Origin of the sequence: Asanoa sp. WMMD1127, assembly GCF_029626225.1 — a bacterium.
Lineage (GTDB): Bacteria > Actinomycetota > Actinomycetes > Mycobacteriales > Micromonosporaceae > Asanoa.
Genome location: NZ_JARUBP010000001.1, coordinates 7,665,701 through 7,683,600 on the forward strand (window position 1 = coordinate 7,665,701; position 17,900 = coordinate 7,683,600).

At 72.3% G+C, this 17,900-nt stretch carries 20 protein-coding genes; 6 read left to right on the forward strand and 14 right to left on the reverse strand.

The genetic code is table 11. The features are described 5' to 3' along the window. Positions 1-52 precede the first annotated feature (52 nt). Positions 53-622 carry a DUF1349 domain-containing protein gene (locus O7635_RS36630; protein WP_278085066.1) on the forward strand — a complete coding sequence of 190 codons (570 nt, stop codon included), beginning with the start codon at positions 53-55 and terminating at the stop codon, positions 620-622. 22 nt (positions 623-644) lie between these two features. Here O7635_RS36630 and O7635_RS36635 read toward each other — a convergent pair whose 3' ends face one another. From O7635_RS36635 to O7635_RS36670, 8 genes are all read right to left on the reverse strand, one after another. Next, complete coding sequence (locus tag O7635_RS36635; RefSeq protein ID WP_278085671.1) at positions 645-1,022, reverse strand: YccF domain-containing protein; 378 nt, start codon at positions 1,020-1,022, stop codon at positions 645-647. A gap of 28 nt (positions 1,023-1,050) precedes the next feature. Next, positions 1,051-2,025 (reverse strand): tryptophan--tRNA ligase, encoded by a 975-nt coding sequence (trpS, locus tag O7635_RS36640; protein ID WP_278085067.1) that lies wholly within the window; start codon positions 2,023-2,025, stop codon positions 1,051-1,053. 174 nt (positions 2,026-2,199) lie between these two features. Next, positions 2,200-3,321, reverse strand: coding sequence for an FAD-dependent oxidoreductase (locus tag O7635_RS36645; protein ID WP_278085068.1), 1,122 nt, complete (start codon positions 3,319-3,321; stop codon positions 2,200-2,202). A 69-nt stretch (positions 3,322-3,390) separates the two neighbouring features. Beyond that, positions 3,391-4,263 carry an RNA polymerase sigma-70 factor gene (locus tag O7635_RS36650; RefSeq protein ID WP_278085069.1) on the reverse strand — a complete coding sequence of 291 codons (873 nt, stop codon included), beginning with the start codon at positions 4,261-4,263 and terminating at the stop codon, positions 3,391-3,393. Between the two features lie 18 nt (positions 4,264-4,281). After that, a complete protein-coding gene (locus tag O7635_RS36655; protein ID WP_278085070.1) occupies positions 4,282-5,232 on the reverse strand; it encodes a hypothetical protein in 951 nt (316 codons plus the stop codon). Between the two features lie 10 nt (positions 5,233-5,242). Continuing rightward, on the reverse strand, positions 5,243-6,085 hold the full coding sequence (locus O7635_RS36660) for a DNA/RNA non-specific endonuclease (RefSeq protein ID WP_278085071.1): 843 nt from the start codon (positions 6,083-6,085) through the stop codon (positions 5,243-5,245). A gap of 96 nt (positions 6,086-6,181) precedes the next feature. Further along, positions 6,182-6,610, reverse strand: coding sequence for a Rid family hydrolase (locus tag O7635_RS36665; RefSeq protein ID WP_278085072.1), 429 nt, complete (start codon positions 6,608-6,610; stop codon positions 6,182-6,184). 66 nt (positions 6,611-6,676) lie between these two features. Continuing rightward, positions 6,677-7,150, reverse strand: a complete 474-nt coding sequence (locus O7635_RS36670) for a cyclophilin-like fold protein (protein ID WP_278085073.1) — start codon at positions 7,148-7,150, stop codon at positions 6,677-6,679. 101 nt (positions 7,151-7,251) lie between these two features. Between O7635_RS36670 and O7635_RS36675 the strand changes: the two genes are divergently transcribed. Beyond that, positions 7,252-8,121, forward strand: a complete 870-nt coding sequence (locus O7635_RS36675) for a helix-turn-helix transcriptional regulator (protein WP_278085074.1) — start codon at positions 7,252-7,254, stop codon at positions 8,119-8,121. 6 nt (positions 8,122-8,127) lie between these two features. Here O7635_RS36675 and O7635_RS36680 read toward each other — a convergent pair whose 3' ends face one another. Beyond that, positions 8,128-8,769, reverse strand: a complete 642-nt coding sequence (locus tag O7635_RS36680) for a class I SAM-dependent methyltransferase (RefSeq protein WP_278085075.1) — start codon at positions 8,767-8,769, stop codon at positions 8,128-8,130. Between the two features lie 55 nt (positions 8,770-8,824). Further along, positions 8,825-9,841, reverse strand: coding sequence for an alpha/beta fold hydrolase (locus O7635_RS36685; RefSeq protein WP_278085076.1), 1,017 nt, complete (start codon positions 9,839-9,841; stop codon positions 8,825-8,827). A gap of 132 nt (positions 9,842-9,973) precedes the next feature. Here O7635_RS36685 and O7635_RS36690 point away from each other — a divergent pair, with 132 nt between their 5' ends. After that, positions 9,974-10,561 carry a dihydrofolate reductase family protein gene (locus tag O7635_RS36690; protein WP_278085077.1) on the forward strand — a complete coding sequence of 196 codons (588 nt, stop codon included), beginning with the start codon at positions 9,974-9,976 and terminating at the stop codon, positions 10,559-10,561. Between the two features lie 9 nt (positions 10,562-10,570). Here the strand turns inward: O7635_RS36690 and O7635_RS36695 are convergent, their stop codons facing one another. Together O7635_RS36695 and O7635_RS36700 are read right to left on the reverse strand one after the other, a co-directional pair. Continuing rightward, complete coding sequence (locus tag O7635_RS36695; protein ID WP_278085078.1) at positions 10,571-11,425, reverse strand: NAD(P)-binding domain-containing protein; 855 nt, start codon at positions 11,423-11,425, stop codon at positions 10,571-10,573. 38 nt (positions 11,426-11,463) lie between these two features. Beyond that, on the reverse strand, positions 11,464-12,264 hold the full coding sequence (locus tag O7635_RS36700) for a ThuA domain-containing protein (protein WP_347405326.1): 801 nt from the start codon (positions 12,262-12,264) through the stop codon (positions 11,464-11,466). A gap of 166 nt (positions 12,265-12,430) precedes the next feature. Between O7635_RS36700 and O7635_RS36705 the strand changes: the two genes are divergently transcribed. Next, positions 12,431-14,881, forward strand: a complete 2,451-nt coding sequence (locus tag O7635_RS36705) for a M14 family metallopeptidase (RefSeq protein WP_278085079.1) — start codon at positions 12,431-12,433, stop codon at positions 14,879-14,881. Between the two features lie 129 nt (positions 14,882-15,010). Next, complete coding sequence (locus O7635_RS36710; RefSeq protein ID WP_278085080.1) at positions 15,011-15,505, forward strand: hypothetical protein; 495 nt, start codon at positions 15,011-15,013, stop codon at positions 15,503-15,505. Between the two features lie 52 nt (positions 15,506-15,557). Here O7635_RS36710 and O7635_RS36715 read toward each other — a convergent pair whose 3' ends face one another. Both O7635_RS36715 and O7635_RS36720 read right to left on the reverse strand, forming a co-directional pair. Further along, the gene (locus O7635_RS36715; protein WP_278085081.1) at positions 15,558-16,784 is read right to left on the reverse strand and encodes a trypsin-like serine protease; all 1,227 of its coding nucleotides are present in this window, start codon (positions 16,782-16,784) and stop codon (positions 15,558-15,560) included. Between the two features lie 166 nt (positions 16,785-16,950). Then, positions 16,951-17,583, reverse strand: coding sequence for a TetR/AcrR family transcriptional regulator C-terminal domain-containing protein (locus O7635_RS36720; RefSeq protein WP_278085082.1), 633 nt, complete (start codon positions 17,581-17,583; stop codon positions 16,951-16,953). Between the two features lie 69 nt (positions 17,584-17,652). On the opposite strand from O7635_RS36720, the gene O7635_RS36725 reads away from it, so the two are divergent. After that, complete coding sequence (locus tag O7635_RS36725) at positions 17,653-17,871, forward strand: hypothetical protein (protein WP_278085083.1); 219 nt, start codon at positions 17,653-17,655, stop codon at positions 17,869-17,871. Positions 17,872-17,900 lie beyond the last annotated feature (29 nt).

The following is a 17,900-nucleotide window of genomic DNA, read 5'->3' on the forward strand; positions in this document are numbered from 1 at the left end:
GTCCGCCTCCACTGTCGAGTCCGGACAGCATAGAAGAGATACGATCTCCGCTGTGCTGGACGAGATGACGTGGTTCAACGAACCCGCCGACTGGTCGGTCGACGGCGGCGTGCTGCGCGCGGTGACAGGCCCGGAGACGGACTTCTGGCGGGCCACCTTCTACGGCTGGACCACCGACAACGGGCACTTCTTCCACCGGTCGGCGACGGGCGACTTCACCGCCGAGGCGCTGGTCTCCGCCGGCCACGCCACGCGGTTCGACCAGGCCGGCCTGATGGTGCGGGCCGACGAGCGCAACTGGTGCAAGACCGGGCTCGAGGTCACCTCGGGCGCGGTGCAGATCAGCACCGTCCTCACCCGCGAGTTCTCCGACCTCTCGGTGGCGCCGCTGCCGGGCCCGCCGGGCGAGGTGGCGATGCGGGTCAGCCGCTTCGGAGACGCGCTCGCCGTGCACTGCCGCGTCGGCGACGCCCCGTGGCAACTGCTGCGGCTCGGCCAGCTCGACCTGCCCGCGACCGTCGAGGTCGGCGTGATGTGCTGCTCACCGGAACGCGCCGGCCTCGAGGCGACCTTCCGCGACTTCCGGATCGGCCCCCCGATCCCCCGCGACGGCCTCGAATAACCACCGTGAAGTCGCGGCGCCGTCAGAGTTCGACGATCTCGCGACCGAGGGGCCAGAACGCGGCGGGTACGAGCTTGAAGTTGGCGACGCCGAACGGGATGCCGATGATCGTGACGCACTGCGCGATGCCGGCGAGGATGTGGGCGAGGGCCAGCCACCAGCCGGCCAGCACCACCCACAGGATGTTGGCCACGCCGGAGGGCAGGCCGGCCTCGGGGCGGCTGACGATCGTGCGGCCGAAGGGCCACAGCGAATACCTCGCCAGCCGCAGCGCCGCGACACCGAACGGGATCGTGACGACGAGGGCGAAGCAGATCAGCGCGGCGAGGCCGTACCCGATCGCCAGCAGGAAGCCGCTGCCGAAGATGAACCAGAGGACATTGAGGATCAGCCGCATGATCCCAGCATGACCGCCGCGCGCCACCCCCTCAGGCCGGCAGCAGGCCGATGGCGGCCTTCGCCCGGTCGACCGTCGCGCCGGCCGCCGCGCGGGCCCGGGCCGCTCCCGCGCGCAGCACGTCGCGCACGTGGTCGGGCTGTGCGGCGAGCTTGCGGTAGCGGTCCTGGATCGGCGTCAGCGTGTCGACCACCGCGTCGGCGACCGCCTTCTTCAGCTCGCCGTACCGGTCGAACCCGGCGGCCAGGTCGTCGGGCCGCGCGCCGGTGCAGCCGGCCAGGATGTCCAGCAGGTTGGCGACGCCGGGTGAGCCAGCGGGGTCGTACGTCACGGTGGTGCCGGTGTCGGTGACCGCCCGCATCACCTTGCGGCGCACGGCGTCGGGCTCGTCGAGCAGCCGCAGCGCGCCGGCCGCCGACGAGGTCGACTTGCTCATCTTCTCGGTGGGCGACGACAGGTCCATCACCCGCGCGGCGACCGGCGGGTTGACCGCCCGCGGCACGGTGAACGTGTCGCCGTAGCGGCCGTTGAACCGGATCGCGATGTCGCGGGCCAGCTCGACGTGCTGGCTCTGGTCGTCGCCGACCGGCACCTCGTCGGTGTCGTAGAGCAGGATGTCGGCGGCCATCAGGATCGGATAGGTCAGCAGCGACATCCGCACCTGCTGCTGCCGCCGCGACTTCTCCTTGAACTGGATCATCCGCTGCGCCTCGCCGTAGCCGGTGGCGCACTCGAGCAGGTAGTGCAGCTCCGTGTGCTCGGGCACGTGCGACTGCACCATGAACAGGCAGGCGTCGGGGTCCAGCCCGGCCGCCAGCAGCAGGGTAGCGAACTCGAGCGTGCGGTCCCGTACGTCCGCCGGGTCGTGGTCGAGCGTCAGCGCGTGCAGGTCGGAGATGAACACCACCGTGTCGCCGGTGCCCTCGATGATCGGGCGCAGCGCGCCGAGGTAGTTGCCGAGGTGCAGGTTCCCGGAGGGGGTGAACCCGGTGAGTCGTCGTGCCATCGGTTGGCTCCCGTGGGCTGGGGGCCGCCGTGCCCGAGCAGGGCCGCACACACGAACGGCCGCCCGAGCAGGGCGGCCGCGTGGTGGAATGCGCGCGGATGGGTGTGCCGCCCCGTCAGGGGCGCCACCAGCCGAGCCGAGCGCTGATCCGCATGAGCCGAGGATACGCCACCGTCAGCCCTGCCGGGCGGCGGCCAGCGCGAGGGTGGGATGGCGGAGGTTGTGCCAACCGGTGGCCCGGAGGACGCCCTTCTTGATCATCGCGACCGGGCGGCCGGTGAGCAGCCGCTCGCGCGGGCGGCCGTCGAGGTCGGTGAACTGCAGGACGCCGTCGGACCGGCCGAGACTGACGCACAGGGCGTCGCCCTTGACGCGCAAAGGCACCGGCGTACGCCCGGCCCGGCGGGCCGTGATCGCGTGGACGGCGCAGGCGGCGGCGAGGCCACCGGGGCCGCAGCCCATCCGCAGCACCTGCCCGTCCTGGGTGTGGCCGGCCGCGGCGTCGCCGATGCCGTAGACCTCCGGATGCGACCGCGAGCGCAGGGTGCCGTCGACGAGCATGCGGCCGCGGCGGTCCACGGCCAGGCCGGCGCGGCGCGCCAGGTCCGGCACCGCGAAGCCGGCGGTCCAGGCGACCGCGTCGGCGGCCACGTGGTCGCCGCCGTCCAGCCGCACGCCGCCGGCGTCGACCGCGGTGACCGTGGCGTGCTCCCACACCTGGATGCCCAGTCGGTCGAGCGCGCGGCGAACGTGGTCCCGGCCCCGCTCGGACAGCCAGTCACCCAACGCGCCGCCGGTGAGGAGCCGCACCGTGCGGTCCGGGTGGGTCTCCGCGAGCTCGGTGGCCGTCTCGAGGCCGGTCGGCCCGGCCCCGACCACGGCGACCGTGCCGGCGGTGCGCATCCGTTCGCGCAGCCGCTCCGCCTGCTCGGCCGTGGCCACGGCGTGGGCGTGCGCGGCCGCGCCGGGCACGCCGGACAGGTCCGCGTGACTGCCGAGCGCGTACACCAGCAGGTCGTAGTGGATCGGCTCGGCGCCGCGGGCCAGCTCCACCTGGCGCGCGGCGAGGTCGAGGCCGGTGACCTCGTCGACGACCAGCCGGACGCCGGTGCGCCGGAACAGGTCGCGCAACGGCAGGTGACGGGGTCGCCGCCCCGAGGCGAGCTGGTGGTTTCGCATCCGTTCCACGAACCGGTCGCGGTTGTTGACCACCGTGACGGTCGCGCCGGTGCGCCGGGCGAGCTGCTGGGCCGTCGAGACACCGGTGTAGCCGGCGCCCAGGACCAGGATGTGCATGACGTTCTCCCCTCGTCGTTCGCACCGGATGAACGGGAGAGGACGGCGATCCGTGACAATGCCCGCGGGTTACGTCTCCTGCTTCGCCAGGAAGGCCAGCTTGTCCGGGTTGGCGATGGTGCGGATGGTGGTGACGCGGTCGCCGTCGAACTCCAGCGCGGTGACGCCGGCGAGCTGACCGTCGAGGTGGATGACGAGGGCGGGTTCGCCGTTGACCAGCTCCGGCGTCAGGCGCATCCGGTCGGCGTAGCGGACGAGCAGGAGCAGGTAGCGGACGACCTCGTCGCGGCCGACCAGCGGGCGGCGGACCGCCGGGGCCCGGCCGCCGCCGTCGGCCCAGGCGACCACGTCGGCGGCCAGCATCCGCTCCAACGCCGGCACGTCGCCGCGCAGCGTGGCGTCGAGGAACTGGTCGAGGAGCTTGCGATGCTGCTCGGCCGGCGGGCTGAACCGCTTGCGGTCGGCGGAGACGTGCTGCTGGGCCCGGCGGTAGAGCTGCCGGACGTGCGGCTCCGTCGCGTCGAGGATCTCGGCGATCTCGCGGTGGCTGTGCCCGAACGCCTCCCGCAGCACGAACACGGCGCGCTCGGGCGGGGTGAGCCGTTCGAGCAGCACCAGCATGCCGAGCGACAGCGACTCGCGCTGCACCACGGTCTCCAGCGGGTCGAGCGCGCCGCCGCCGGTGCGGACCGGCTCGGGCAGCCACGGCCCGACGTAGCGTTCCCGCTGCGCCCGGGCCGACGTGAGCCGGTCGAGACAGAGGTTGGTGACCACTTTGGTCAGCCACGCCTCGGGCGAGACGGCGAAGTCGCCGCGTTCCCACCGCAGCCAGGCGTCCTGCACGACGTCCTCGGCCTCGGACGCCTCGCCCAGCATCCGGTAGGCCACCCCGAACAACCGCCGCCGGTTGGCCTCGAACCGCTCCACCCGTTCCCGCGTCACCCCCACCATTAAAGGGGGTCAGCAGTAGCCCTCGTGGAGGAAGGCCCGTTGGCCGGGCTCGCCGAGGTCGAGCGGGAGGTCGACGTGGCTCGGCAGGTCGTCGAGGGCGGTGTTGGGCAGGACGAACTCGCGGCCCGTGTAGCGCTGGCGGACGGTCTGCTCGGCGGCCGGGGCGCAGACGAACGGGTCGGCGTAGGTGTTGTAGCCGCGGCCGACGCCCGTGTTGAGGAAGCCGGCGTCCTGGCACTGGTAGAGGACCGCGCGCAGGGCGGCGGCGTTGCGCGGGCCCGCGTAGCCGGTGGCGACGTTGGCGAAGCACTGGTCGGAGTCGGCGCCCTCGTACGGCGACGGTCCGGCGGCGGCCAGCGCGGCGAGGAAGTCCGCGTCGCAGCCGATCTCCGCCGCGGGCCAGGCGCCGGCCAGCAGCGCGTCGCGCCGGCAACCGGTGACGTCCTCGAACGCGTCGACCACGTCCGCCGACCGGTCGATGCTCCGGTAGGCCCGCTCGAGCTCGCGCAGCGCCGACCGCGGGAAGTCCAGCGGGGCCAGGCGGAACCACTCCGCGAACGTCGGCACCCGGGCGTGGACGCCGTGCGGAAGCGTGTAGACCGCGAGGTCCGTGGGATAGGGCCAGGTCTCCAGGCCGGGATAGCCGACGTACGAGAGGATCCCGATGCCGACCAACGCCGGCTCGTCGCCGTAGTCGCGGCGCAGTCGCAGGTAGGCCTCGAGGTTGGCGCTCGAACCGGCCCAGGCGTACGCGAAGCCCTCGGGGTAGAGATGGGTGTCACCGCGGCCGTGCGTGGTGCCGAACAGCGTCGGCGCGACGCAGCGCACCTCGCGCGCCTCCCACGCGGCCTGGTATTGCGCCGGTGTGCTGATGCACCGCTGGCCGGCGGTGGCGGGCGAGGCCACGAACAGGCTGCCGGCCGCGACCACGAGGGCGAGGAGCATCCGCGGGTGCTTCATCGACGACTCCCTAGAGCTTGACGTCGTGCAGATCGAAGATCTCATATCTTTCGGCGCCTCGCTGGACCGGCGCGGTCGGGTCGTAGTCGGGCAGCGGGCCGAAACCCAGGCCGGTGCGGGCCGCCACGTGCCGGACCGAGGTCTGGAAGGTCCGGTAGGGGCCGAGCGGCGGGCTGCGGTCCAGATCGCTCAGCAGGTCGGTCTGCTCGATCAGGTACGCGGTCGCGTGGACGGCCGCGCCGTCGGTGGCCACGGCGACGACCTTCCAGTACGCGCGGGGCAGCCGTACGCCGCGGTAGATCGGGTCGTCCGGGTCGAGAATCGGTCCGGTGTAGACGTTGGCCCGCAGGCGCTGGTCGGCCACGGTGGTGAGGATGTAGTCCTCGAGGCCCTGCCACGTCGCGTTGTTCTGGTTGAAGTCGCGGTGCTGCGGCGCGCAGTTGCTGAAGTGGTAGGTGTCGGCGACCGCGGCCGCCGCCTCGTCGCGCGTGTCGCCCCAGAGCTGGTCGGCGCGCCGGGTCAGGTGGCCGCGGTCGAGGTCGTTGCCGGCGTAGAGGTCCTCGCCCGTCTGCGCCGCCGGCAGCCGCGGATCGACGATCCAGCGGTCGCCCGACGTGACGTGGGTGAACCGGCGCCGGCCGTCGAGGTTGGCCGCCGACAAGATCGCCAGCCGGCGACGGGCGTGCATGACGACGCTGAAGTGGTGGTAGCGCAGCACGCCGTCGGGCGCCGCCGGCCCGGTCGCGGCGTCCGCGACGTCGAGGGTGGGCAGCGCGAGCCGGCGGCCGAGGAAGTCGGGGTCGAACCCGCTCCGCCCCGCGTAGTGGGGATCGACGCGCAGGTGGTCGTCCACGCGAGGGACTCTACGACCGCGGGCCGCGCCTGCCATCCGTTGTGGCGCGCACCGGACTCGACGGCCGCCCGGCGAAGCGTCCCGGCAAGGTGACGCTCAGACCCGCGCGACCATCTTGACCTCGACCAGCTGGCCCGGGATGGCCAGCCGGGTCACGCCGACCAGGGTGCTGGCCACCTGCGGGTCCTCGCGCCCGTAGGCGGCCTTGCGGACCGGGCCGGCGGCGGCGAAGGCCGCGTCGATGTCGAGCGCGTAGACGGTCTCCTCCACGACGTCGTCCATCGACGCGCCGAAGCGGCGCAGCAGGACGTCGGCGTTGTGGTACGCCTGTTGCATCTGCTGACCCATGTTCCCGGCGTCCGTCACCTGGCCGTCCTGGTCGAGCGGGGCCAGGCCCAGGATCTCCGATCCGTCGTTGGCGACCTGTCCGGCCAGATAGATGGTGTCGCCGCGTTTGACGGCCTGGACATAGCCGTACGACTCCTCCCACGGCACACCGAAGTTCTCGACCCGCGATGCGGACATGGCGGTTCCCTCCCTGAGTTGATCTCGCTCGTATTGACGCCACGTCGCGATCCAAACCCCTCGCGGTCAGGTGTTGTCGGTCGGCGCCAGTTCGATGCGGACCCGTCCGTCGACGCCGGCGAGCCCGGAGTCGACGGCGCCCAGGCGGATCAGGCCGGGGTCCGGCACCTGCTGGCCCAGGTCGGCGTAGTAGATGGCGATCACGTCGGTACGCGGCCAGAAGTAGATCTCGCCGGGCACCGGATCGTGGACCGGCCGGCTGCCCTCGACGGTGATCGTGGCCGGGAGCCGGCCGGACTTCGCCTGCCCCCAGACGTCCCGCAGCTCCACCGTCACCGGCAGCAGCGCGGCGAACTGGCGTGCCTCGGACGTGTCGACCAACGTCGCGGTGGCCGTGCCGCCGGCGTGCGACAACACGAGCGCGACCGCGCCGACGGGGCGCGACCGGACCGGGGCGGCCACGCCGGTGGTCGTGCACCCGGCGGCCACGGCGGCGACGCAGGCGGCGGCCAGCAGGCGCACGGTGCGTGCGGCGTTCATGCCGTCCAGCAGACCGCCGCGGCGGCGGCCGCGGAAGTCACCGCCGAAGGGTGTACCAGCAGTACGTGTCTGTCGCGCGCGGGCCGTCGTACCGTCGTCGCATGGACAACCGAGTCGAGGTGCGCGAGTTCCTCACCTCACGGCGCGCGAAGGTCAGCCCGGAGCGGGCCGGCCTGCCGACCGCGGGGCGACGCCGGGTGCCGGGCCTGCGGCGCAGCGAGGTCGCGGCGCTGGCGGGCATGAGCGTGGAGTACTACGCGAAGCTGGAGCGCGGCTCGCTCGCCGGCGTCTCGCCCGGTGTCCTGGACGCGATCGCCCGCGCCCTGCGGCTCGACGACGCCGAACGCGTGCACCTGCTGCGCCTGGCCCACGAGGCCGACGGCAGCAACGCGGTGCTGCGCCCGCGCCGGCGGCCCGGACAGCAGGTCCGGCCCAGTCTGCAGTGGACACTCGACGCCATCACCACGGCGCCGGCAATCCTGAGCAACGGCCGGATGAACATCGTCGCGGCCAACCAGCTCGGTCGGGCCATGTACGTCGACCACTACGCGGACGGCGGCAACCCGCCGAACTTCGCCCGGTTCATCTTCCTCGACGGCCGTGCGGACCGCTTCTACCCGGACTGGGGGCTCGCGGCGGACACGTGCGTGGCCAACCTGCGCACGTCGGCGGCGAAGGACCCGCACGACAAGGGCATCCACGACCTCGTCGGCGAGCTGTCCACCCGCAGCGACGAGTTCCGGCGCCGCTGGGGCGCGCACGACGTCCGCACCCACGGCGCGGGGCGGAAGCACTTCCACCATCACATCGTGGGCGACCTCGACCTGGCGTACGACAGCATGGACCTGCGCGCCGACCACGACCTGGCGCTGACCGTCTACACGGCGGAGCCTGGCTCGCCGACGCACGACGCCCTGCGGCTGCTCGCCACGTGGGCCGCCTCCGCCTCCGCCGGCGTTCCCGCCGGGTGACGACCGTCAGGCATGTGCCACGCCGGCGATCTGCGTGTTGAACGGGATGAACGGCGTGTGCAGTCGGAACGGCTCGATGTCGACGCGGGCGAAACCGGCGGCGCGCAGCAGGCCGGCCAGGTCCCGTTCGCACGAGCAGCCCTCAAAGGTCCACGCCCAGGGCCGGCGCAGCGCCCGTTGGAGAGCGCGGGTGGGCGTGCCGGGCCGGGCGGCGACGTGTTCCACGAAGCGGAAGGTGCCGCCGGGGCGCAGGATGCGGCGGATCTCGGCCAGCACCTCCGCGGGGTCGGCCACCGTGCACAGCACCAGCGAGGAGATCACGCTGTCGACGCTGTCGTCGGGGAGGTCGGTCCGCTCCGCGAGCCGTTCGCGGAGGTCGAGGCGCACACCGTGGCGCGCGGCCGCCGCCCGCAGCCGGCGGTGCATCGGGACGTTGGGCTCGACGGCCACGAGCGTCGAACCGGGGCGCAGGTAACGGAGGTTGGCGCCCACGCCGGAGCCCAGCTCGACGACGGTGTGCGGCAGCTCGGAGTACACCCGGCGTTTGTGCCGGCGCAGGTTCCACTCGATGAACGGGCCCAGCGGGCTGAAGAACGCGGCGTTGAAGGGCCCTCGCGCCCGGTGCACCTCGAAGACGTCGTCGGTCACAGCCGCAACTCTGCGCCGGTCGGGCGGCCCGGTCAGGCGGGGAAATACCCCACTTTCAGAGCTGGTCGCGCCGCGCGCTGTACCAGGCGGCGATCTGCGCCCGGGACCGGAATCCGAGGCGCAGGCGGATCCGTTCGACGTGCCCCTCGGCCGAGCGCTCGTCGATGCCCATGCGGGCCGCGATCTCGCGGTTGGTGCACCCTTGGCTCACCAGTTCCGCCACCTCGCGCTGGCGGGCCGTCAACGTGTCGGTGCGGCGCCGCGCCACGGGCAGGCCGAGGAACCGGCGGACCACGCGGACGAGCTCGTCGCGGTCACCCGCGTACGGGATGTGCGACCGGCCCGGCAGCAGCGCCAACTCGGCCCCGCTGATGCCGTCGGCCAGGGCCCGCGCCTGCGCGACCGGTGCGGCGCGGTCGCCGGTGCGGTGCACCACCAGCGTCGGCGCCCGCACGGCACCGAGCTGGTCGGAGACGTCGAGCGCGTAGCTGAGCGCCAGCAGCTCGCGGGCGGTCGCCGCGCTCGCGCAGGCGCGCTGGTAGCGGGCGAGCTCGGCCCGGGTCGCGCGGTCGGCGTCGGGGGCGAAGATGTCGGTCAGCACGTCCGACCCGAGCCCCCAGTGCGACTCGACCAGCCCCAGGACATGATCGCGTACGCCCGGCGGGGACAGCTCCGCGCCACGGACCCAGCCGCCGTAGAGGACCAGGCGCCGCACCGCGTCGGGACGGCTGGCGGCGAACGCCGCGGCGACCGGTGCGCCCATCGACGTACCCATGAGGTCGAGAGGTCCGTCCAGCGTCGCGGCCACGGCGGCGAGCTGCTCGAGCTCGAAGGCCAACGAGGCCGGCCGGCGGGCGGCGGCCGACAACCCGGTCCCGGCGCGGTCGTAGCGGACGAGCCGGCACCCCCGCCCGAGCGCTTCGTAGAGCGCCCGCTCGGCCGGCAGCTCCCAGCCCAGCCGGAGATGCGTCAGCCACCCCATCACATAGACCAACGGCCGACCGGCGCCGACCGAGGCGTACGCCACCGCGGTGCCGTCCGCCAGCACCACCTGACCGAGCCGCTGCTCCACCCTGCGATTGTCGCTCTTCGCGGGTTCATCCGAAGAAATCCGGGACGCGGTGTCGGATCGGGGCCGCGGCGTTCGTAGCAGGGGTGAGAATGCGCGGGCGAGTCGCCCGCAGCCGCACCGAAGGAGAGCAGCATGAGCGCCACGTACACCTTTGACGTCTTCTCCAGCCTCGACGGGTTCGGCGCCGCCGGTGGTGACTGGACCGGTTACTGGGGCAAGCAGGGGCCGGAGCTCCTGGAACACCGCCTTTCGCTGTACGACGCGGACCAGCGGATGGTGTTCGGGGCCAGGACCTACCGGCTGTTCGCCGAGATGCTGGCCGCGAGCACGGCCGAGTCGGAGGTACGCGACCCCTGGGTCACCCGCATGCGCAACCTGCCGGCGACGGTGGTGTCGTCCACACTGGAGGGACCGCTCGACTGGCCGGACGCGACCGTGGCGAGCGGGGACGCCGTCGACGTCGTCGCCCGGCTCAAGGCGGAATCCGACGTGCCGTTGCGCTCGCACGGCAGTCTCGCGATGAACCGGTCGCTGATGGCCGCCGGGCTGGTCGACCGCGTCCAGGTCACGCTCTTCCCGGTGATCACCGGCCAGACCGGCGTCGACCCCGTCTTCCACAATGCCGCGGACTTCGACCTGGAGCTGATCGAGTCCCGGACGCTGGACGGCCACATCCAGGAGCTCGTCTACCGCCCGACCCTCCACGGCGCCGCACGCTAGCCGAGCGCGCTAGCCGACGGTCGCGGTCAGTCCTTCGCCGCCGCGGCCGTCCGCGATCAGGGCGTCGAGCCTGGCCGCCACCTCCGGCAGCCCGCCGTCGCCGAGTGGCCGGCCGGTCCGCAGCTCGACCAGGTGGCGGATGACCATGAGGTGCTCGGTCAGGTCGGCGGGGCCCGGCGGGTAGCTGCCCTGCCGCACCTCGGCGAGCGTGCCGTCGACCGCGGCGACCACGTGGCCGAGCTGGGTCGCCGCGCCCTTCGCGAACTCGGCCACGTCGATGCCGGCCGCCCGCACCGTGTCCAGGGCCCGCAGCAGGCCGAGCTGCGCGTCGTACCAGACACCGAAGAGCGCGAGATCCCAGACGGCCGCCGCGTCCGGGGCCGCTCCGACGAACCGGGTCGCGCTCACCTGCTCGAGCGTCGGGAGGTGCCGTTCGTACGCGCTTCGTGAGCCGCTGTAGAGGACCGTCGCGAGGCCGGCGCCGACCGCCTCGGGCGAGGCCTGGTTACCGGCGTCCAGATAGTCCGCGCCCAGCCGCGCGACCTGTTCGGCCGCCTGGCGCGCCTCGGCCGGCGTACCGGTGCACATCGCGACGATCGTCCGACCCGACGGTTGCGGGCCCACCTGGCTCAGGCAGTCGCGCACCGCGCCGTAGTCCTTGACAGCGAGCAGGGTCAACGGGCTCGACGACACGGCGTCGCCGACGGTCGGCGCCGGCCGTGCCCCCGCGTCCACCAGGCCGGTCAACCGGCCCGCGGTGCGGTTCCACACCACGACCTCGTGCCCGCCGGCGAGCAACCGCCGCGTCAGCGCGCTGCCGATGGCTCCGGCGCCGACCACCGTGACCCGCTCCATGACCGCCATCCTCGAACCTCAACCGCCGTTGAGGTCAAGTCGGCGCTTCAGCGGCCGCAGTCGAACCGGGCGACGCCGGCGGCCATCCTGATGCCGCCCAGGAGGTGCGACAGGAAGAGCGGTTCGGAGTAGTACTCGGCCTTGTGTCCCATCGCCGTGTAGAAGGCGCGGCCGCCGTCGTAGGGCTGGCACCAGGAGATCGGGTGATGGCGGCCCATGCCGGGCGAACCACCGGGAACGCTGTAGCCGCGTGGGTCGTAGGTGCGCTCGTCGACCTCGGCGAGCACGCGCACGGTGTGCCGCGGGTTGGTGCGGAAGTTGTACCACTCCTCCTCGCGCACCCAGCGGCGCGGCAGGTCCCGGGTGGCCGCGGTGCCACGGCCGAGGACCTTCACGGTCGCCGTCTGGAACTGCGGGTTGACCGCCCCCGGGTGGTCACGGAAGTAAGCGGCGACCAGCCCGCCGTACCACGGCCAGTCGTACTCGGTGTCGGAGGCGGCGTGGATCCCCGCGTATCCGCCGCCGGCGCGGATGTAGCGCTCGAAGGCCGCCTGCTGCGCGTCGTCGAGCACGTCACCGGTGGTCGACAGCCAGATGACGACGTCGTACCGGGCCAGGTTGGCGTCGGTGAACGCCGCGGCGTCCTCCGTGGCGTCGACGGTGAAGCCGTGTGCGGCGCCGAGCTGCCGGATCGCCGTCACGCCGGCCGGGATCGAGTCGTGCCGGAACGCCGCCGTCTTGGAGAAGACGAGCGCGCTGAACCGCGGATGCGCGGTCGCGGGCCCCGCCGCGCCGGCCAGTCCCAGGATCAGGGCCACCGCCACCAGCAGTCTCATCAGGATCTTCATTGACCCTCCTCGAGCGCTTCGCGAGCCGTCCATCGAACGGTATGCCTTTCCTCGCCGCTCGGGAAGAAGCGCTGCTCAAGTCTTACTCAAGATCCGCTGCTGGTAGCCGATGGAACGATAGATGCACATACGCTGACCTCCCGATCGCAGAGAGTAGGGAGGAAGCATGCGACGCAGACGACTGCGGCTCGCACTTCTCGCGGTGCCCGCCCTGGTGGCGAGCAGCGTGCTCGTGGCGACCCCGTCCGCGGGCGCGGACCCCGCGCCGTCCACCACCGCCGGACGGTCCACTGACGAGCCGCGGCTGGTTCGTATCGAGCTGACCGGCGCCGACATGCTCAGCAAGGTCAACGACGCCGGCTTCGACATCGAGCACGGGCTCAAGCGGGTGCCCGACGGCATCGAGGGCGAGGCCCTGGTCACCGTCGACGAGATCGCTGACTTGAAGGCGCTGGGTGTCAAGGTCGACGTCGAGGGCTTCGCGTGGCCCGAGGAGGCCGACGGCGGCCTTGCCGCCACCTTCCGGGCGCCGGTGCGGACGCTCGACCACGAGGAGACCGTGCGGGTCGTCCGCGCCGACTGGTTCACCACCAAGGGCCAGGGCTTCCTCTACGTCGAGGCCCGCACGACCGAAGGCCAGCGGGAGACCCCGGTCGTCGGCATGCAGCTGGAGAACGACACGGGCCGCGGCACCCCGTTCGGCTTCGCCCGCACCATGAGCCGGTTCGTCGACTCCGGCCAGTACATGTTCCACCGGAACCTGTTCAAGCTGGACACCCGGCCGAGCAAGATCAGGGTCACCAGCTCGACCGGCGGCGTCACCACCGGCGCCGTCTCCGACTGGCTCGAGGACGCTCCCCCGCCGCTGACCGACCGGCCGGGCTACCGGTCCAACTTCGTCGACGGCTACCGGCACCCGCAGCAGCTGTACGCCCGTGCCGAGGAGATCGCCCGCCAGTACCCGGACATCGCCGAGATCATCTACCTGCCGAACAGGACGAACGGCTACCAGCGGAAGGCACAGGCGACGATCGGCGGCACCGGGCAGTCGGCGGTCGTCGTGAGCTCCGCGGCGTGGGGCCACGAGGGTGGCAACGACATCACCGTCGAGTTCGTCGACCGGCCGGGCGCGGACCTGCCGCTCGGCGTCGAGGTGACCGGCAAGGCCGTCCGCGTGCTGCTCGCCAAGGACGGCGCCGGCGCGCTCGCCAGCACCGCCGCGCAGGTGTCGGCCGCGCTGGAGGCGCAGTCGCAGGGGCTGATCGACCGGGCCCACCCGTACCGCGCCAACACCGGCACCGGGGTCGTGGCCGCGACGACCGGCCCGGTGGCGCTGACCGATTTCCTCGACCAGAAGCGCGTCGGCGCGCCGGCGGGCGAGGTGCCCCGCGGCCCGAAGACCATTCCCGTGCTGCGGATCGGCAAGCACCGCGACGGTCGGAACCCCGGCGTGCTGATCCAGGCGCAGGACCACGCCCGTGAGTGGGTGCCCGCGACGACCTCGCTGGAGGCGGCCGAGCGCCTGGTCCACAACTACCGGACCGACCGCGAGACCAAGAAGATCGTCAACGACACCGACGTCTTCTTCATCCTGTCCAACAACCCGGACGGGGCGAACTACAGCTTCTACAACTTCGCCTCGCAGCGGAAGAACATGACCAACCACTGCCCCGACACCGACGCCGACCCGGGTCGCCGCGACTCCTGGGGCGTCGACCTCAACCGCAACTACCGGGTCGGCTCGGGTCACGACGGCTACGACGGCGGGTCGTTCAGCTGCACGAGCGGCACCTACCAGGGTCCCGAGGAGCTGTCCGAGCCGGAGTCCAAGAACATCATCTGGCTGGTCGAGAAGTACTCGAACATCAAGTTCATGATGTCGGTGCACTCCAACGGCGGCCAGCTGTTCTGGCAGCCCGGCGCCTACATCGCGGACGGCCGGATCACCACGCCGCGGCCGCCGCTGGGCGACGAGGCGTTCTACTGGCAGTCCGCCGGCCGGATCCTGTCGCAGGTCAAGGCGTACCGCGAAACGGTTGTCACCCCGGAGAACGTCGGCGGCTCGTCGGACGTGCTCTACTCGTCGGCCGGCAACGTGCGTGAGGACCTCTACAACACCTACGGGATCTTCGCGTTCGGCTGGGAGGTCGGCGGCTCGGTCTACAACCCGGCCACCGGCAATTGGCAGGGCGGCTCGTTCCAGCCGGTCTGGGACGGCGACCCGCTGCTGGTCAGCGGCCATTCCGAGACGATGGAGTACGCCAACGGGATCATGGAGATGTTCCGGGTCGCCGCGGACTGGGGCAACGACCGGAAGAAGCCGACGTCCGACCTCGTGCCCGGCGGCGGCCGTTACCACGGCCCGGTCGACGTGCGCTTCGAGACGAGCGAGCCGGCCACCATCTACTACACGACGGACGGCAGCCGGCCCACGTTGCAGTCGCCGCGCTACGAGGCGACCGAGTTCCGCGAGCCCGGCGAGGTGTTCCACGTGACCGAGACGACGACGTTCCACTGGTTCTCGGTCGACGCCGCCGGCAACATCGAGAAGGGCTACGACCCCGACAAGAACCACGGCAACAACTACCGCAGGGCGACCATCACGATCCGGGACTGACGATCTCGCGTACGGACGCCGCCAGGACCCCCGCGGTCCTGGCGGCTCTCCGGCGGCATCTTCGTCATGGCAACCGGTACGGTGCGGTGAGCGTCCAATCAGGATCCGTCGCTATCGGGGCTGGGTGGGATGAGCAGGCGCGCTTTCTGGGTCTGGGGTGCCGCGGCCGTTGCCGTGGTGCTCGTCGTCGCGGTGGTCTGGTGGGTGCGGGCCCGGTCGGGCTCCGGCGAGCGGTTGACCGCGGCCGGCCGCGAGATCAGCAAGGCCGGTGTGACCGTGGTGGTGCCCGAGGCCTGGACGAAGAACCGGCTGGAGTGCGGCACGCCGGTGGCCGACACCTATGTGCTCGATCCCGGAGACGTGGCGACGTGCGCGCTGAGCCCAGAGCCGACGGTCAGCTATGTGGCGCTGCGCGAGTCGGACCTGTCCGCGGACCCGGCGAGCAGCGCCGCCACCACGGCGGGCGAGATCGGCGGTGTTCCGGTGCGCACCGGCGAAGGGACGCTGCCGGACGGGCGTACGCGCTGGATGGCGGTCGTGCCGGATCGCGACGTCGTGGTGGAGGTCGTGTCGGCCGACCCCGGGCTGGTCGAGGCGATCTCCGGCTCGGTGCGGATCGACTGAGCTGGCGCGGTTCCGGCGGAGCTTGGCGCCCCGCCGGAACCCCGTCGTCACGTCAGCCGACGGTGACGGTGAAGCCGGTGTGGCCGACGATCTGCGTCATGTCGGCGAAGTAGAGCCGCCAGAAGCAGGTGGTCGCGATGCCGGTGCAGGTGGCCGGTTTGCTCGGGTCCGCGGCCGACTGCACGCCAAGCGCGATGACCCGGTTGGGGTCGCTGGACAGCCGGAAGACGGGGCCGCCGCTGTCGCCCTTGCCGACCGCGTTTGCCTTGTCGTCGCGCTGGGCTTCGACGCCGTTGGTGACGATGGTGCCGGCGTCGAGGGCGTACGTGACCCACTTCAGCGTGATCCGCAGGCTGCAGCGGACGCCGGAGTAGCTGCCGGACTGGCAGACGTACTGACCCACCTCGGGCGGCGACCAGCCGGCGACCGCCTTGGAGAACTCGCCGATGCCCTGGCCGGTGGGGTCGACCCCGCCGTCGTAGATCCGGCCGCGGTGGTCGGACACGGGGATGAACAACGCCTCGAGGTCGGCCTTCTTGTAGTTGGCGGTGCCGACCGCGATGCGCGGGAAGTAGGTGCCGCTCGGCGTGGTGAAGGCGTTGCCGACCGAGCCGCAGTGCCCGGCGGTGAGCAGCACGTTCTGGTTGTTGCGCCGGCCCGCGAACGCGGTCGTGCAGCGCGCGACGGTGTTGGCGTTGACGGGTCGCTCGATGGTCGACCCGCCCCAGAACGGCACGGTGTCGGCCCACCGGCCGGTCGACGTCGGCGCGTCGCCGACCTCCACCGACGTGGGGATCGCGGTCAGCGCCTGCGCCGCCCGGGTGGTGGCGCTCCCGTCCACCCGGAGCCGGAGCCCGCTGCCGTCGACCAGCGGCGCGGCCAGCACGACGCCGGACGCGGTGCCCTCCTTGACGAGCCGGGTCGCTTCGGCCTTGAGCTCACGCAACGCGTACGCCGCGGGCACGACCTTGATCGGGACGCTCTGCCCCAGCTGCTTGACGACCCTGGCCACCGCGACGGGCGGCGTGCCCTTCCAGTAGAGACGGAGCTCGGTCGAGCCGACGAGCTCGATCCCGGCGAAGTCGGACCGGTCCTCGTCGACCACGGCGCGGATGCGCGTGGCGGCGTCGACCAGCGGCCGCTGACGTTCCTGGAGCTCGTCGACGGCGCCACCGCCGGGCCCCGGCTTGGGCGCGGCCGAAGCCGGCACCGCGACGCCCGCGAGCGTCACGATCGCGACGGTCGTGGTGACCAGAACGGCGCGGGCGGTGCGCCGCACACGAGAGACGGACGTGGAACTCACTGCCAAGACGGCCCCCAACCACTCATTGAGCGTGAATTCATGAGTGGAAGAGTATCGATCTCTTGAGCCGCGCTACGTACCCGAGAGCGCAATAGTGCATATTGACCGATCTTCGGGACTCGACGGCGACGCAGCCCGCCGGTCAGGCCGGGGTTGCCGCTTTGAGCTCGGCGCCCGCGATGACCACGTCGAGGCAGTCGCGGAACAGGTCGTCGACGGTACGGCCCGGCCGGAAGTACTCGGCGATGGCGGCCACCGCGGTCGGGTGCTGCTCGGAGAACGCGGCCAGGTCGAAGTCTTCGAGCGCCGCGGCGTCCGGGCGGGCAGCCTGTTCTTCGAGCACGTGGCCGACCGTGAAGCGCTCGACGGTCAGGACGATCACGCGCGCCTGGCGCAGGGCGACGCCGCGGGCCACCAGGGTGCTCATCGCGAGCTCGGAGATCGCCGTCATCCTCAGGGAGAGCTGGGCGGCGGAGACGACCCGGGCGCCGTCCGGATGGGCGAGCAGCGCGCGGCGCAGCCGTTCGGCGACCGCGCTCAACCAGTCCTGCCAGCGCTGGTCGGGCTCGGGCGGTGACATGTCGCCGAACTCCTGGTCGAGGATCGCGTCGGCGATCGCGGTGACCAGCGCGGCCTTGTTGGGCAGGTGCCAGTAGAGCGTCGGCGACCGCACACCGAGCCGCGCGGCGAGCTTGCGCGTCGTCACGCCGTCGAGACCCTCGGCGTCCAACAGCGCGACGGCCTCGGCGACGATCCGCTGGCGGTCCAACGTCACAGTCCGTACCTCCGCTCGTACTCTATCAGTGCTAGAGTCCTCCCTATCACTGATAGAGCGGAGGCGACGATGGAGAGTACGAACGAGGTCCGCGGCCTGCTGCACCGGGCGACGCACCGCATCCCCGGAATCCGGGCCCACGTCGAGTGGCCGGTCGGGCATCAGGGCAACCCGGCGCACGGACACGTGCCGCGCCGCGGCCGGAACCACTCGGCCGCCCGCCCGGCCCGCTTCATGCCGGCCTGGCAGCGCCGCGTCGAGGCGTTCTTCCGGGGCCTGTCGCGCTGAGCCTCTGGACGCCACTGTGCGGCACACAG

Coding starts and splice junctions, on each gene's coding strand:
- trpS (WP_278085067.1), bottom strand. CDS start 2,025: ATGGCACGACGACTCACCGGGTTCACCCCCTCCGGGAACCTGCACCTC.
- O7635_RS36645 (WP_278085068.1), bottom strand. CDS start 3,321: ATGCACATCCTGGTCCTGGGCGCCGGCTACACCGGTGTCTCGACGGCC.
- O7635_RS36655 (WP_278085070.1), bottom strand. CDS start 5,232: ATGAAGCACCCGCGGATGCTCCTCGCCCTCGTGGTCGCGGCCGGCAGC.
- O7635_RS36665 (WP_278085072.1), bottom strand. CDS start 6,610: ATGTCCGCATCGCGGGTCGAGAACTTCGGTGTGCCGTGGGAGGAGTCG.
- O7635_RS36670 (WP_278085073.1), bottom strand. CDS start 7,150: ATGAACGCCGCACGCACCGTGCGCCTGCTGGCCGCCGCCTGCGTCGCC.
- O7635_RS36675 (WP_278085074.1), top strand. CDS start 7,252: ATGGACAACCGAGTCGAGGTGCGCGAGTTCCTCACCTCACGGCGCGCG.
- O7635_RS36690 (WP_278085077.1), top strand. CDS start 9,974: ATGAGCGCCACGTACACCTTTGACGTCTTCTCCAGCCTCGACGGGTTC.
- O7635_RS36695 (WP_278085078.1), bottom strand. CDS start 11,425: ATGGCGGTCATGGAGCGGGTCACGGTGGTCGGCGCCGGAGCCATCGGC.
- O7635_RS36700 (WP_347405326.1), bottom strand. CDS start 12,264: ATGAAGATCCTGATGAGACTGCTGGTGGCGGTGGCCCTGATCCTGGGA.
- O7635_RS36705 (WP_278085079.1), top strand. CDS start 12,431: ATGCGACGCAGACGACTGCGGCTCGCACTTCTCGCGGTGCCCGCCCTG.
- O7635_RS36710 (WP_278085080.1), top strand. CDS start 15,011: ATGAGCAGGCGCGCTTTCTGGGTCTGGGGTGCCGCGGCCGTTGCCGTG.
- O7635_RS36725 (WP_278085083.1), top strand. CDS start 17,653: ATGGAGAGTACGAACGAGGTCCGCGGCCTGCTGCACCGGGCGACGCAC.